The sequence below is a fragment of the Streptomyces sp. NBC_00086 genome (assembly GCF_026343255.1).
GTDB lineage: Bacteria > Actinomycetota > Actinomycetes > Streptomycetales > Streptomycetaceae > Streptomyces.
The window spans coordinates 5,223,996-5,237,428 of sequence record NZ_JAPELZ010000001.1 but is presented as its reverse complement, the minus strand read 5'-3'; the positions used below and the strand labels follow the sequence as shown (position 1 = coordinate 5,237,428).

The 13,433-nt window shown below is 69.5% G+C and carries 14 protein-coding genes; 4 read left to right on the top strand and 10 right to left on the bottom strand.

Translation table 11 applies throughout. From position 1 onward, the window contains the following. Positions 1–83: 83 nt before the first annotated feature. Positions 84–1,349, top strand: a complete 1,266-nt coding sequence (locus OG276_RS23505) for a PTS transporter subunit EIIC (RefSeq protein WP_266908449.1) — start codon at positions 84–86, stop codon at positions 1,347–1,349. Between the two features lie 75 nt (positions 1,350–1,424). On the opposite strand, the gene OG276_RS23500 is transcribed toward OG276_RS23505, so the two are convergent. Further along, the gene (locus OG276_RS23500) at positions 1,425–2,177 is read right to left on the bottom strand and encodes an MBL fold metallo-hydrolase (protein WP_266908447.1); all 753 of its coding nucleotides are present in this window, start codon (positions 2,175–2,177) and stop codon (positions 1,425–1,427) included. A 238-nt stretch (positions 2,178–2,415) separates the two neighbouring features. Here OG276_RS23500 and OG276_RS23495 point away from each other — a divergent pair, with 238 nt between their 5' ends. Next, complete coding sequence (locus OG276_RS23495) at positions 2,416–2,835, top strand: hypothetical protein (protein WP_266908445.1); 420 nt, start codon at positions 2,416–2,418, stop codon at positions 2,833–2,835. Between the two features lie 550 nt (positions 2,836–3,385). On the opposite strand, the gene OG276_RS23490 is transcribed toward OG276_RS23495, so the two are convergent. From OG276_RS23490 to clpS, 7 genes are all read right to left on the bottom strand, one after another. Next, positions 3,386–4,336: a PLP-dependent cysteine synthase family protein gene (locus tag OG276_RS23490; protein ID WP_266908443.1), complete on the bottom strand. Its 951-nt coding sequence runs from the start codon at positions 4,334–4,336 to the stop codon at positions 3,386–3,388. Continuing rightward, a complete protein-coding gene (locus OG276_RS23485) occupies positions 4,336–4,623 on the bottom strand; it encodes a MoaD/ThiS family protein (RefSeq protein ID WP_254383264.1) in 288 nt (95 codons plus the stop codon). Before OG276_RS23485 ends, OG276_RS23490 begins: the two co-directional genes overlap by 1 nt. Before the next feature lie 86 nt (positions 4,624–4,709). After that, entirely contained in the window at positions 4,710–4,817 is a 108-nt protein-coding gene (locus OG276_RS40840; RefSeq protein WP_323182362.1) for a putative leader peptide, read from the bottom strand. Positions 4,818–4,916: 99 nt separating this feature from the next. After that, positions 4,917–5,339 carry a M67 family metallopeptidase gene (locus OG276_RS23480; RefSeq protein WP_266908441.1) on the bottom strand — a complete coding sequence of 141 codons (423 nt, stop codon included), beginning with the start codon at positions 5,337–5,339 and terminating at the stop codon, positions 4,917–4,919. A gap of 157 nt (positions 5,340–5,496) precedes the next feature. After that, positions 5,497–6,918, bottom strand: a complete 1,422-nt coding sequence (locus OG276_RS23475; RefSeq protein WP_266908439.1) for an amino acid permease — start codon at positions 6,916–6,918, stop codon at positions 5,497–5,499. 342 nt (positions 6,919–7,260) lie between these two features. After that, positions 7,261–7,875, bottom strand: coding sequence for a DUF2017 domain-containing protein (locus OG276_RS23470; RefSeq protein WP_266908437.1), 615 nt, complete (start codon positions 7,873–7,875; stop codon positions 7,261–7,263). Continuing rightward, a complete protein-coding gene (gene clpS / locus OG276_RS23465; RefSeq protein ID WP_243337276.1) occupies positions 7,875–8,189 on the bottom strand; it encodes an ATP-dependent Clp protease adapter ClpS in 315 nt (104 codons plus the stop codon). Before clpS ends, OG276_RS23470 begins: the two co-directional genes overlap by 1 nt. A gap of 81 nt (positions 8,190–8,270) precedes the next feature. On the opposite strand from clpS, the gene OG276_RS23460 reads away from it, so the two are divergent. Both OG276_RS23460 and OG276_RS23455 read left to right on the top strand, forming a co-directional pair. Then, a complete protein-coding gene (locus OG276_RS23460) occupies positions 8,271–9,599 on the top strand; it encodes a nicotinate phosphoribosyltransferase (protein WP_266908435.1) in 1,329 nt (442 codons plus the stop codon). A gap of 192 nt (positions 9,600–9,791) precedes the next feature. Continuing rightward, positions 9,792–10,391, top strand: a complete 600-nt coding sequence (locus OG276_RS23455) for a nicotinamidase (RefSeq protein ID WP_266908433.1) — start codon at positions 9,792–9,794, stop codon at positions 10,389–10,391. An 81-nt stretch (positions 10,392–10,472) separates the two neighbouring features. On the opposite strand, the gene OG276_RS23450 is transcribed toward OG276_RS23455, so the two are convergent. Together OG276_RS23450 and OG276_RS23445 are read right to left on the bottom strand one after the other, a co-directional pair. Further along, positions 10,473–10,808, bottom strand: coding sequence for a hypothetical protein (locus OG276_RS23450; protein ID WP_266908431.1), 336 nt, complete (start codon positions 10,806–10,808; stop codon positions 10,473–10,475). Positions 10,809–10,919: 111 nt separating this feature from the next. After that, complete coding sequence (locus tag OG276_RS23445) at positions 10,920–13,325, bottom strand: immune inhibitor A domain-containing protein (protein ID WP_266908429.1); 2,406 nt, start codon at positions 13,323–13,325, stop codon at positions 10,920–10,922. Between the last annotated feature and the right edge of the window lie 108 nt (positions 13,326–13,433).

Here is a 13,433-nt window from a genome sequence, read left to right as displayed (position 1 = left end):
CCGGGGTCCTCCCCTTTCCTTGAGACGCCGCCACCCCCCTTTTCCATGTCCCCAGGCAGCGTCTTGTCCACTGGAGGAAGTTGATGAGTACGGCCACCGCCGCTCCCGCCAAGAAGCGGGGCTCCGGCCTGATCCAGGGTCTGCAGAAGGTCGGCCGCAGCCTTCAGCTGCCGATCGCCGTCCTGCCGGCCGCAGGTATCCTGCTGCGCCTCGGCCAGCCCGACGTCTTCGGCAAGGACGGCCTCGGCTGGGGCAAGGTCGCCACGGTGTTCGCCACCGCCGGTGACGCCGTCTTCGCCAACCTGCCGCTGCTCTTCTGCATCGGTGTCGCGATCGGCTTCGCCAAGAAGGCCGACGGCTCCACCGCCCTCGCGGCCCTCGTCGGCTTCCTCGTCTACAAGAACGTGCTCACCGCGTTCCCGGTGACCGAGGCGATCGTCAACACCACCGAGAACAAGGGTGTGGACGTCGCCGCGACGTACAACAACCCGGGTGTCCTCGGCGGCATCATCATGGGTCTGCTCGCCGCGGTCCTGTGGCAGCGCTACCACCGCACCAAGCTCGTGGACTGGCTCGGCTTCTTCAACGGCCGCCGCCTGGTCCCGATCATCATGGCCTTCGTCGGCGTCCTCGTCGGTGTCTTCTTCGGTCTGGCCTGGGAGCCGATCGGCGAGGTCATCTCCAACTTCGGCGAGTGGATGACGGGCCTCGGCTCCGTCGGCGCCGGCCTCTTCGGCCTCATCAACCGCGCGCTGATCCCGATCGGCATGCACCAGTTCGTCAACGCCGTCGCCTGGTTCCAGATCGGTGACTTCACCGACGCCACCGGCGCGGTCGTCCACGGTGACCTCACCCGCTTCTTCGCCGGTGACCCGGACGCGGGCATGTTCATGACCGGCTTCTTCCCGATCATGATGTTCGGCCTCCCGGCCGCCGCCCTGGCCATCGCCCACAGCGCCCGTCCGGAGCGCCGCAAGGCGGTCACCGGCATGATGGTCTCGCTCGCCCTCACCTCGTTCGTCACGGGTGTCACCGAGCCGATCGAGTTCTCCTTCATGTTCATCGCGCCGGTGCTGTACGCCATCCACGCGGTGCTGACGGCCGTGTCCATGGCCGTCACCTGGGCACTCGGGGTCCACGCCGGCTTCACCTTCTCCGCCGGCCTGATCGACCTCGGCCTCGGCTGGAACAAGGCCACCTCGCCCTGGCTGATCCTTCCGATCGGCCTGGTCTTCGCGGCGGTCTACTACTTCGGCTTCCGCTTCGCGATCACCAAGTTCAACCTTCCGACGCCGGGCCGCGAGTCCGACGAGGAGCTCGCCGAGATGGAGAAGGCCGAGGCCAAGTAGGTCTCCCGCCCCACACCACGCGAAAGCCCCCGCTCTCCCGGAAGGGAGGGCGGGGGCTTCGTCGTGGAGCGTCGGCTAGACCTCGTACACCGCGCCCGTGTACGCCAGCTCCACCGGGCCGTCGTAGACCGCGCGGGCGTCGGCCAGGTTGCGTTCGGCGTCGGTCCACGGCGGGATGTGCGTCAGGACGAGCCGCCCGGCGCGGCCGGCGCGGGCAAACTCGCCGGCCTCGCGGCCGTTGAGGTGGAGGTCCGGGATGTCCTCCTTGCCGTGCGTGAAGGAGGCCTCGCACAGGAACAGGTCGGTGTCCTCGGTGAGCAGGCCCAGCTCGGGGCAGACGCCGGTGTCGCCGGAGTACGTGAGCGAGCGGCCGCCGTGCTCGACGCGGATCCCGTAGGACTCGACGGGATGGCAGACCTTCTCGGTGCGGACCTGGAACGGGCCGATCTCGAAGGTGCCGGACTTCAGGGTCCGGAAGTCGAAGACCTCGCTCATGGAACGCTCGTCGGGGACGTCCTCGTAGGCGGTGGAGAGGCGCTTCTCGGTGCCCTCGGGGCCGTAGACGGGGATGGTTCCGCAGCGGCCGCCCTCGTGGCGGTAGAAGCGGGCGACGAAGTAGGCGCACATGTCGATGCAGTGATCGGCGTGCAGGTGGCTGAGGAAGATCGCGTCGAGATCGTAGAGCCCGATGTGCCGCTGGAGCTCGCCGAGGGAGCCGTTGCCCATGTCGAGGAGCAGCCGGAAGCCGTCGGCCTCGACGAGGTAGCTCGAACAGGCCGATTCCGCGGACGGGAACGAGCCCGAACAGCCGACGACGGTGAGCTTCATGGAGCGTGAACCTCCGTGGACGGTCCGTGGACGGAATGCGGGCCGTGCGTGGGTCGAGCGTAAGGCGCGAAACGCCCGGTCGCTCCTCCGCGGCAGGCCGTTGTGGGGCGAATCACCTGAGCTGTCACCCGGGGGAGCGACGGGGCGGACTCGGGTTGCCGTTCGGCATGGTGTTGCGGTGCGGCCGCCGGGGTGCTGCCGCCATGCCGGGGGCGCCGGGCAGGACTACGGTCGGAGTATGGACACGTCCTGGTGGCCGGCGGTCGCCGCGGTGGTGGTCGTGATCCTGCTGGTGCTCCTCCCCCGGCGGGTACGGCGGGCCGCCGATCCGCCGCACGGACCGGGACCGCTGCCGCGGCCCGAGGCCGGTGAGCTGTGGTCCCTGGAGGACGGACGCCCCGTCCTGGTGCTGGGCGTACGGGGCCACCGGGCGCGGATCGCGAGGATCACCGGGAAGTACGACGACCGGAGCGCCGGGGTGATCCCGCTGCCGCCGGGGGTGGTGGGGGCGCGGGGCGGGTTCCTGGAGGCGGACCGGGTCGTGGAGGTGTCGGTATGGGAGTTCGCGCGGGCACGGCCGCTGGGGAAGGTGGATCCGGCGGTGTGGGACGAGGTGAAGGGGCTCGGGGGGCTGGGAGGACCCGGGTCGTCCGGCTGAAGCGGGCCCCTTCTTGACGCGCCGCTCGCGCGGTGCGGCCCTGGCGGGCCTTACCGGCTTCGCGCCGCTGCGCCGGACTCCGTCCGGCGGTGGTTGGTCGGCGTGCCCGCCACTGCCGTCCCGGGGCGGGGCCGGTGGGCGGGTGCGGGTGGGTCGGCCTTGCGGGGCGAAGTCCCCTACCCGCCCTTCCACCGTTCCCCGGGCTCTGCCCGGACCCGCGCCTCAAACGCCGGCGGGGCTGGGTGTGGCGCAGGGCTCCGCCCTGACCCCGGTCCGCACACGCCGGACGGGCTGAAGGAAAGGGGCCCGGGCTGCGCCCGGACCCCCTGGCTCCGCCCCGGACCCCTGCTCCTCAAACGCCGTCGGGGCTGGAATTGCCCTGCGGGCAATCCAGCCCCGACCGGGCAGAATCCAGCCCCTCCGGCGTTTGAGGAGCAGGGGTCCGGGGGCTGGCCCCCGGCAACGGCGCCGCACCCGGGACTCCTCGCCGTGCAGCGGCACCCGGGCCAGCGGGGCCGGGGTGGAGTCGGATCGCCTCCGCCGTCGGGGGCTACGCCCAGAGTTGGCCCTGGAGGACTTCGATGGCTTCTTCCGTGGTGGCCGCCGTGTAGACGCCCGTCGAGAGGTACTTCCAGCCGCCGTCGGCCACGACGAAGACGATGTCGGCCGTCTCGCCCGCCGCGACAGCCTTGCGGCCTACGCCGATCGCCGCGTGCAGGGCCGCGCCCGTGGAGACGCCCGCGAAGATGCCCTCCTGCTGGAGGAGCTCGCGGGTGCGGGTGACCGCGTCCGCCGAGCCGACCGAGAAGCGGGTCGTCAGGACCGAGGCGTCATAGAGCTCGGGGACGAAGCCCTCGTCGAGGTTGCGCAGGCCGTAGACGAGGTCGTCGTAGCGCGGTTCCGCCGCGACGATCTTGACGCCGGGGACGTGTTCGCGCAGGTAGCGGCCCACGCCCATGAGGGTGCCGGTGGTGCCCAGGCCCGCCACGAAGTGGGTGATCGAGGGGAGGTCCGCGAGGATCTCCGGGCCGGTCGTGGCGTAGTGGGCGCCCGCGTTGTCGGGGTTGCCGTACTGGTAGAGCATCACCCAGGAGGGGTTCTGCTCCGCCAGTTCCTTCGCGACGCGGACGGCCGTGTTCGAGCCGCCCGCCGCCGGCGACGGGATGATCTCGGCTCCCCACATGGCCAGCAGGTCGCGCCGTTCCTGAGAGGTGTTCTCCGGCATGACGCACACGATCTTGTAGCCCTTGAGCTTCGCGGCCATCGCGAGGGAGATGCCCGTGTTGCCCGAGGTGGGCTCCAGGATCGTGCAGCCGGGGTACAGCCGGCCGTCCTTCTCGGCCTGCTCGACCATGTGGAGCGCGGGGCGGTCCTTGATCGAGCCGGTCGGGTTGCGGTCCTCCAGCTTCGCCCAGATGCGGACGTCGTCCGAGGGCGAGAGCCGGGGCAGGCGTACCAGCGGCGTGTTGCCGACCGCGGCCAGGGGGGAGTCGTAGCGCATTACTTCGATCCGCCGGCTACGGCCGGGAGGATGGTGACGTTGTCGCCGTCCTTGAGCGCGGTGGAGATGCCGTCGAGGAAGCGGACGTCCTCGTCGTTGAGGTAGACGTTGACGAAGCGGCGCAGCTCGCCGCCCTTGGCCTCGTCGATGATGCGCTCCTGGATGCCCTTGTGGCGGGTCTCCAGGTCGGAGAACAGCTCGGAGAGCGTCGCACCCGCGCCCGTGACGGCCTTCTCGCCGTTGGTGTAGGTGCGGAGGATGGTGGGGATGCGGACCTCGATGGCCATGGCGGGCTCCAGTCAGGATGGTGAAGGGAAGGCGGGCGAAGCGGAGCGGGCGTGAGCGTGCGGCCCCGCGAGGGGGCCGGTGGGGCTCAGGCGGCAGTACAGATGGCGCTGGCGAGGCGGCACAGGTCGACGTGCAGCCGCGCCACGAGCAGCAGCCTGCCGGGCGTCTCGATGCTCACGTCGTGGGAAACCATGCGGTCATGTTAACGATTCCCGGTCCCTGGTTTGGAGTGTGATCCCGCATCGTGGACGGATATCGCTCACATACTGAGAAGTAGCCCTGTGCCGGTGCCTCAATAGGCCGCTACGACCTGCACTTCTTCCTCCGTGATCACGCCTTCGACGATCCGGTACGACCGGAACTGGAAGTCCCCGAGGCCGTCCTTGTCGGCGGTGGAGACCAGCACGTAGTGGGCGCCGGGCTCGTTCGCGTACGTGACGTCCGTGCGCGAGGGGTAGGCCTCGGTCGCGGTGTGCGAGTGGTAGACGATGACGGGTTCTTCGTCCCGGTCGTCCAGGTCGCGGTAGAGCTTGAGCAGGTCCTTCGAGTCGAACTCGTAGAACGTGGGCGAACGGGCCGCGTTCAGCATCGGTACGAACCGCTCCGGGCGGTCCGTGCCCGCCGGGCCGGCCACCACGCCGCAGGCCTCGTCGGGGTGGTCCTGACGGGCGTGCGCGACGATCTGGTCGTGGAGGGCCTGGGTGATGGTCAGCATGAGCGACAGGATAAGCAGACGGGCCCTCGCGTACCGAGGACTGGTACGCGAGGGCCCGAATGGTGGACGCGAGCCCCTGTGCGCAAGGGATCGCGCCGGAAAGCCGCGCGGTTCCCGGCCGTGACAGGCGGCCGGGACCCACGGTTCGGGAAGGCCCCTACGAGGCCTTGGTGAAGGCGGCGCCGCGCGGGTCGCGGGACTTCATCACCAGGTAGGAGACGCCCAGCAGCAGACCCCACAGCGGGGCGCAGTAGAGCGAGACCCGGGCGTCCTTGTCGACGCCCATCATCACGATGACCATGCCGATGAAGGCCAGGGCGAAGTAGCTCGTGAACGGGGCGCCGGGGGCGCGGAACGGGGACTTGGGCAGGTCGCCGCGGTCGGAGGCGGCGCGGTAGCGGATCTGGCAGACCAGGATCATGATCCAGGCCCACATGCCGGAGATGGTGGCGAAGGAGACGACGTAGTCGAAGGCCTTGCCGGGGGCCACGTAGTTGATCCAGACGCCGACGAGCATCAGGCCCGCCGAGAAGGTGGTGCCGATCAGCGGGGTGCCGCTCTTGGTGAGCTTGGTGAAGAACTTCGGGCCCTGGCCGTTGAGGGCGAGGTCGCGCAGCATGCGGCCGGTGGAGTACATGCCCGAGTTGCAGGAGGACAGGGCCGCGGTCAGGACGACGAAGTTGACGATGGCGGCGCCGACGCCGAGGCCCATCTTCTCGAAGGCGGCGACGAAGGGGCTGACGCCGGGCTGGAACTCGTGCCACGGGACGACCGACAGGATCATGATCAGCGCGCCGACGTAGAAGACGGCGATGCGCCACGGCACGGTGTTGATGGCCTTGGGCAGGGTCTTCTCGGGGTCCTTGGACTCGCCGGCGGTGACGCCGACCAGCTCGACGGCGAGGAAGGCGAACATGACGATCTGCAGGGTCATCAGCGTGCCGCCGATGCCCTTGGGGAAGAAGCCGCCGTCGTTCCACAGGTTGGAGACGGTGGCGGTGTCCGCGGCGTCGGAGAAGCCGATGGTGAGGATGCCGGCGCAGATCAGGATCATGCCGACGATGGCGGTGACCTTGACCATGGAGAACCAGAACTCCAGCTCGCCGAAGAGCTTCACGGAGATCAGGTTGGCGCCGTAGAGGATGACCGTGAAGATCAGCGCGTAGGCCCATTGCGGGAAGCTGTCATGGGTCCAGTACGACATGTACTGCGCCGCGGCGGTGACTTCGGTGATGCCGGTGACCACCCAGAAGAGCCAGTAGGTCCAGCCGGTCACGTAACCCCAGAAGGGGCCGAGGAACTCCCGGGCGTAGTCCGAGAAGGAGCCGGACACCGGGCGGTACATGAGCAGTTCGCCCAGGGCCCGCATGATGAAGAAGATGACCAGGCCCGCGATGGCGTAGGCCAGGATCAGGCTGGGGCCGGCCTTGGAGATGGCCTTGCCGGCGCCCAGGAAGAGGCCGGTGCCGATGGCGCCGCCGATCGCGATCATCTGGATCTGGCGGGCGCCGAGTGCGCGGTGGTAGCCGTCGCCGTCGGTTGTGTCGTGCTGCTGCTCGTCGACCTGTACGGAGGTCATGTCTTGGTGCGCCTTTCTCCACGCCGACCCGCGCCATGACTGGCAGCGGATCGGGTCCTCGATCCCCCCGGATACGGATGGAGTTGCACCCGGCGGTCAGCCGGTTCAAGCAGGCCGGGGGGCATGGGTGGCGCCCCCTCGGCGGTCGTGAAGATTTATCACGTGCTTACGGGTGCAGGAGGGTGGAAAATGTGACGCAGGGCATAAAAAAATCAGGACAGAGGTCCTGAAATGGATCAGATCACCACATCGTGGTGATCTGATCGTTATCCGGATTTGAGCGTCCGCTGAGCGAACGGCCGACCCGCTTGAGGATCTTCAGAGGGTTCTGCGGAGCACCGCTCAGAGGGTGTCGCTCAGCGTCTCGACGAGGGTCTCCTGGAGACCGCCGAGCCAGAGGTACGCCATCACCATCGGCTTGCGCGGATCGTCGTCCGGGAGCCGGAAGAGCACGGCGCTCTCGTCGTCCTCCGTGATGTCGAGGCGGGCCGCGATGGTGAGCCGCAGGTCGTTCAGGGCGCCCAGCCAGCGCAGCCGCACCTCCCCGTCGACCTCCAGGACGGCCGCCCCGTCGCCGGCCGGGCTGAGCCCGTCCAGGCTGCGTACGACGGCCAGCGCGTCCTCCCGCTTGCGGGTGCGCAGGTCGTTCTCGGTGAAGCGGCGGAACTCGGCCGAGTGGGCCCGCAGCTCCTCGGTGTCGGCGTTCGCCGGGGTCTCCGGGCCGCCGTAGGCGTCGGGGAAGAGCCGGGCCAGGGCCGGGTCGGAGGGGGGCTCGGTCGGGCCGTCGGAGGAGGCGAAGAGCGCGGCCAGCGGGTCGGCGTCCGGCTCGGGCTCCGGGTCGCCGGGACCGATGAGCTCCAGCAGCTGCACGGCCAGGGAGCGCAGGATCGAGATCTCGATCTCGTCCAGTGCGATGGCGGCCCCGCCGGCCTTCAGGGGCTCGAACACGCCGCCCATCAGTTGCGGTCCTGGGACATGGTCGCCCAGAGGCCGTAGCCGTGCATGGCCTGCACGTCCCGTTCCATCTCCTCGCGGCTGCCGCTGGAGACGACCGCCCGACCCTTGTGGTGGACGTCCATCATCAGCTTGTTCGCCTTGTCCTTGGAGTAGCCGAAGTACGCCTGGAACACGTACGTCACGTAGCTCATGAGGTTGACCGGGTCGTTGTGCACCAGGGTCACCCACGGGACGTCGGGTTCGGGGACCGCGAAGGTCTCTTCGGCCGATTCGGTGCGTTCGATCTCAATGGGAGCAACACTCACTTGTCCCATGCTGCCACTGACAGGGGCCCGTCGCACAAACGGACCCCTACATCTCGTCACTTTGACGAGATGTGCGCTAGCATCCGTCGCATGAACCCTGCGGACCTGGGCCTGCCGGTGGACGTGCCGTCGACAGCGCTCTTCACGGACCATTACGAGCTCACGATGTTGCAGGCCGCGCTGGCCAACGGCACGGCCGACCGCCGCTCGGTCTTCGAGGTGTTCACCCGCCGGCTCCCCGAGGGGCGCCGCTACGGAGTGATCGCGGGGACCGGCCGGGTGCTCGACGCGGTGGAGAACTTCCGCTTCGACGGCGCCGTACTGGAGTTCCTGCGCGAGCGGAACGTCGTCGACGCCCGCACCCTGGACTGGCTCGCCTCCTACCGCTTCTCCGGCGACGTCTGGGGCTACCCGGAGGGCGAGGTCTACTTCCCCGGCTCGCCGGTCCTGCGCGTCGAGGGCAGCTTCGCCGAGTGCGTGCTGCTGGAGACCGTGATCCTGTCGATCCTCAACCACGACTCCGCGATCGCCGCGGCCGCCTCCCGGATGGCCTCGGCCGCCGGCGGCCGGCCGCTCATCGAGATGGGCGCCCGGCGCACGCACGAACTGGCGGCCGTCGCCTCGGCGCGCGCCGCGTACGTCGGCGGTTTCACCTCGACCTCGGACCTCGCGGCCGGCTTCCGGTACGGGATCCCGACGGTCGGCACGAGCGCGCACGCCTTCACCCTGCTGCACGACAGCGAGCGGGACGCCTTCACCGCGCAGGTCGCCTCGCTGGGCCGCGGCACCACGCTGCTGGTCGACACCTACGACGTGGCGGAGGCGGTCCGGACGGCCGTGGAGGTCGCCGGGACGGACCTGGGCGCCGTCCGCATCGACTCCGGGGACCTGCTGCTGGTCGCGCACCGGGTGCGGCAGCAGCTGGACGAGCTGGGGGCGACCGCGACGAAGATCGTGGTGACCTCGGACCTCGACGAGTACGCGATCGCCTCGCTGGCGGCCGCGCCGGTGGACGCGTACGGGGTCGGCACCCAGCTGGTGACGGGCAGCGGGCACCCGACGTGCTCGATGGTCTACAAGCTGGTGGCGCGGGCGGCCTCGGCCGATCCGAAGGCGCCGCTGGTGTCGGTCGCGAAGAAGTCCTCCGGCGGCAAGACCTCCGTCGGGGGGCGCAAGTGGGCTGCCCGCCGGGTCGACTCCGAGGGGGTCGCGGAGGCGGAGGTCCTCGGGACCGGGCCGGTGCCGGCCGCCTTGGCGGACAAGCAGCTCCTGGTGGAGCTGGTCAAGGGCGGCGAGGTCGTGGCCCGGGAGTCCCTGGAGGCGGCCCGCGACCGCCACCGCGAGGCCCTGACGGGCCTGCCGCTCTCCGCCACGCAGCTGTCGCGCGGCGAGGCCGTGATCCCGACCGAGTACGTGTAGACCCCGCGCCTCACACGCCGGTGGGGCTGGATTCGGCCGGCGTCAGCCCGGACGCGCGGGCGCGTCGGCGCCCGCAGAGGGGGGCTGGGGGCGGAGCCCCCAGTTTCGGGAAGGGGCGGGGTGGGGGAAGAGCCCCCGCAGGGTCTCCCGCCCAGCACCCGCCACCACACACCAAGCCGAAGGGCACCGGACATGCACCGCGCACTGATCGTCGTCGACGTACAGAACGACTTCTGCGAGGGCGGCAGCCTCGCGGTCACCGGCGGAGCCGACATCGCGGCCGCCATCACCGAGCTCATCGGGCAGGCCACCGCCGGCTACCGGCACGTCGTCGCCACCCGCGACCACCACATCGACCCCGGGTCCCACTTCGCGCACCCCCCGGCCCAGCCGGACTACGAGACCTCCTGGCCGGTGCACTGCGTCGCCGGGACCGAGGGCGTGGGCTTCCACCCGAACTTCGCGCCCGCCGTCGCCTCGGGGGCCGTGGCCGCCGTCTTCGACAAGGGCGCGTACGAAGCGGCGTACAGCGGCTTCGAGGGCGCGGACGAGAACGGCCGCGGGCTCACGGAGTGGCTGCGCGACCGGCACGTCACCGAGGTCGACGTGGTCGGCATCGCCACCGACCACTGCGTCAAGGCCACCGCCCTGGACGCGGCCCGCGCGGGGTTCCGTACGCACGTCCTGCTGGACCTGACGGCCGGGGTGGCCCCGCACACCACGACCCGCGCGCTGGCCGAGCTGCGGGAAGCCGGTGTGGAGCTGAGCGGGACCCCGGTGGTGGCCGGCTGACACCGGGCACCCGCGGGGCGCCTCCGGGGCCGCTCAGCCCGCGGCTCAGCCCTCGCTCAGCCCTCTCTCAGCCCCGCCCGCTCACCCCAGCAGGGCCCTGATCGGGTGCCACAGCTCCGCCGCCCGGTCCGGCGCGCAGCGCCAGAGCAGGCCGTCGGGGTGGTGCAGGACGGCCGTGATCTCGTCCGGGGTGGGCGGCTGGGCGTTGCCGCGCAGGTAGACGGCGCGCAGTCCGAGGTTCCGCAGCCTGGTCAGGGCGCGGGCCCGGTTCACCGCGTGCACCAGCACGCGGACGTTTCCACCGTCGGTGCCGCCTTCGATGCCGCCCTTGACGGCACCTTCCACGGACGGTCTGGGCAGCGTGAGCGCGACGACCACGCTGCCGCCTGGCAATCGGACGAAACCTCCACCGGGCATGTCTTCATCTCCCCCGTCAATAAGAAACTCAGCCCACGCATCTAAACGCGATCGGCCGCCGCCCGCTAGAGGGCGACGGCCGATCATGCTTTGACCTGCGGTTTTACTGAATTACTTAACGGAGGGGCCGACCTCGACCGTCATGACGAGACCGTCGTAGGTCTCCTTCACGATCTTGATCTTGGTGTTGGTGTCAGTGACCTTCACCGAGCCGGTCGGGTTCTCGTCGTAGTAGTACTTGCCCTTGTGGTCGTCGAAGACCAGCTGCGCGGCCTTCGGCTTCAGGAAGAGCTCCTGACCGTTCTTGTGCAGGGTGATCGCATCCGTCTTGTACGCGCTGAAGGCGGCGTCGTACGGCTGGATCTTGTTGCGCAGCAGGGTGCCGTCCGACCACTTCATCGGCTTGGCGTTGGCGTCGATCGGAAGGATCAGACCGGAGCCGGGGTGCTGGCTGGTGTTGTTGTCCTTCTGGGAGGTGTCCCACTGCCAGATCAGGAGGCCGTCCTGGTAGGCGTAGTGCTCGACCCAGTTCGGCTTGCTGTTGGCGAAGCCGAAGTTGTACGGACCGACCTTGAGGGTCTTGTCGAACGAGACGTAGCGGCGGTTCTCGGCCAGGTAGTACTGGGCGTACTCCTGGGTGAAGCCGGCGCCGACGCGGGAGAAGCCCTTGCCGGTCCAGCCGTTGTCGCCGTTCTCGGCACCGTCGGTGAACAGCGTGGCGCCGTCCGCCGTGATGCTGAGCGCGTCGCCCGTGAAGCCCTTGCCGCCCGCGCCGCCGTCCGTCTGGTAGCGGAAGCGGAGGTCGACCTTCTTGCCCGCGTAGGCGTTCAGCGAGTAGTTCAGGTTCTTCCAGCTGCCCGAGACGCCGGTGAGCGACGGGCTGTTGGAGGCGTCGACCGGGATGTCCACGCCGTCGGCGGTGCCGGCGAGCGCGGTCCAGGTGGCGCCACCGTCGGTGGAAACCTCGGTGTACAGGAAGTCGTACTCCGCCTCGATGTCCCACCAGCCCTTGAGGGACAGGGCCGCGGAGGACTTGCCGGTCAGGTCGACCGAGCGGGTGAGGGTGTTCTTGAGGTCGTCACCCATGTTGCTCCACCACTGCGAGGAACCCTCGGCGGGAGCGACGATCTCGGTGGTGACCTTCTTCTTCGGCAGCTCGACGAGGAGCGCCTGCTTGTCCTTGGTGTTGTAGGCGGAGACGCCCAGCTTGTGGGTGGACTTCGTCGCGGCCTTGGCCACGTCGTAGTTCAGCCAGCCCAGCTGGAACTTGTCCCAGGCGGTCATGTCGCCCGGGAGGTCGCCTATGGAGTCCTTGCCGGTGCCGAGCCAGGAGCCGGCCGACATCAGGGACCAGAAGCCGACCGAGTTCTCGCCGCCACCGGAGGTGTCGTAGAGGTCGGGCAGGCCCAGGTCGTGGCCGTACTCGTGCGCGAAGACGCCGAGGCCGCCGTTCTCGGGCTGCATCGTGTAGTCGCCGACCCAGATGCCGGTGTTGCCGATCTGGGTGCCGCCGGCCTTGTTGTTGGCCGGGCCGTTCTTGCCGGCCTCGGTGCCGTAGGCGTACCAGCGGTGCGCCCACAGGGCGTTGGTGCCCTGCACGCCGCCGCCGGCCGACTCGTCCTCGCCCGCGTGGACGATCTGGAAGTGGTCGATGTAGCCGTCGGCCTCGTTGAAGTTGCCGTCGCCGTCGAAGTCGTAGCGGTCCCAGAGGTCGTACTGGGCGAGCTGCGCCTTGATCTGGGCGTCGGTCTTGCCGGCCTTCTTCTGGCCCTCGGCCCAGGCGGTCACGCCGTCCTTGACGGTGTCCCAGACGTTGGAGCAGTTGCTGGAGCCGCAGTAGTTCGAGCCGTAACGGGCCTCGTTGTACGGGACCTTGACCCAGTCGGCGACCTCGCCCTCGACCGAGTAACGGCCCGAGGAGGTCTTCTCGTAGTAGGTCTTCAGCGAGTTCTTGCCGGTGCCGGTACCGAAGTACAGGTCCTGGAAGTACGCGCGGTTGAAGTCCTTGCGCCAGGCCGTGCTGTTGTTCGTCGCACGGTCGGGCTGGGCGATCTGGTTGTGCATCGGGCCCGGGTTGCCGCCGTACTTGGGCACGGCCGGCTTGGGACCGGGGCCGTCCGGGTCGAACATGGTGGTGCTGTCCACCTGGTCGCCGAAGTCGACGAGGATCGTGAAGATCTTGTCGGTCTTCTCGCGGCCGAGCTCGACGTACTTCTTGTCGTCGAGCTTGACGACCTTGGAGGCGCCCCGCTGCTCGACGCTCTTCTTGCCGCTCAGTACCTGCTCCAGGGCAGCCTTCCTGGCCTGCTCCTGCTGCTCGCTGAACGGGCCCTTCAGGTCGTGGTCGACCTGCTCCTTCGAGGGAGCGGTCGGGTCCTGGCGTTCGGCGGCAGACACCTTCGCACCCGGGTCTGCCTGGGCCATCGTGAAGGCGGCGCCGGTGGCCGCCGTCGCTGCCAGGGTCACGCCGATTGCGGCGGCGCGCAGCGCTCGTCTTCTGGCCGAGTTGCTGGTCACTTGATGTCGTTCCCCTCCCGCGGCCGCGAAGGTGGTGCGGAACTTCTCCGTAGGAGTGGGGGGTTCCGTGCGGCGCGCGTCTCAAGTGACGACATTTGACCGGAGAGT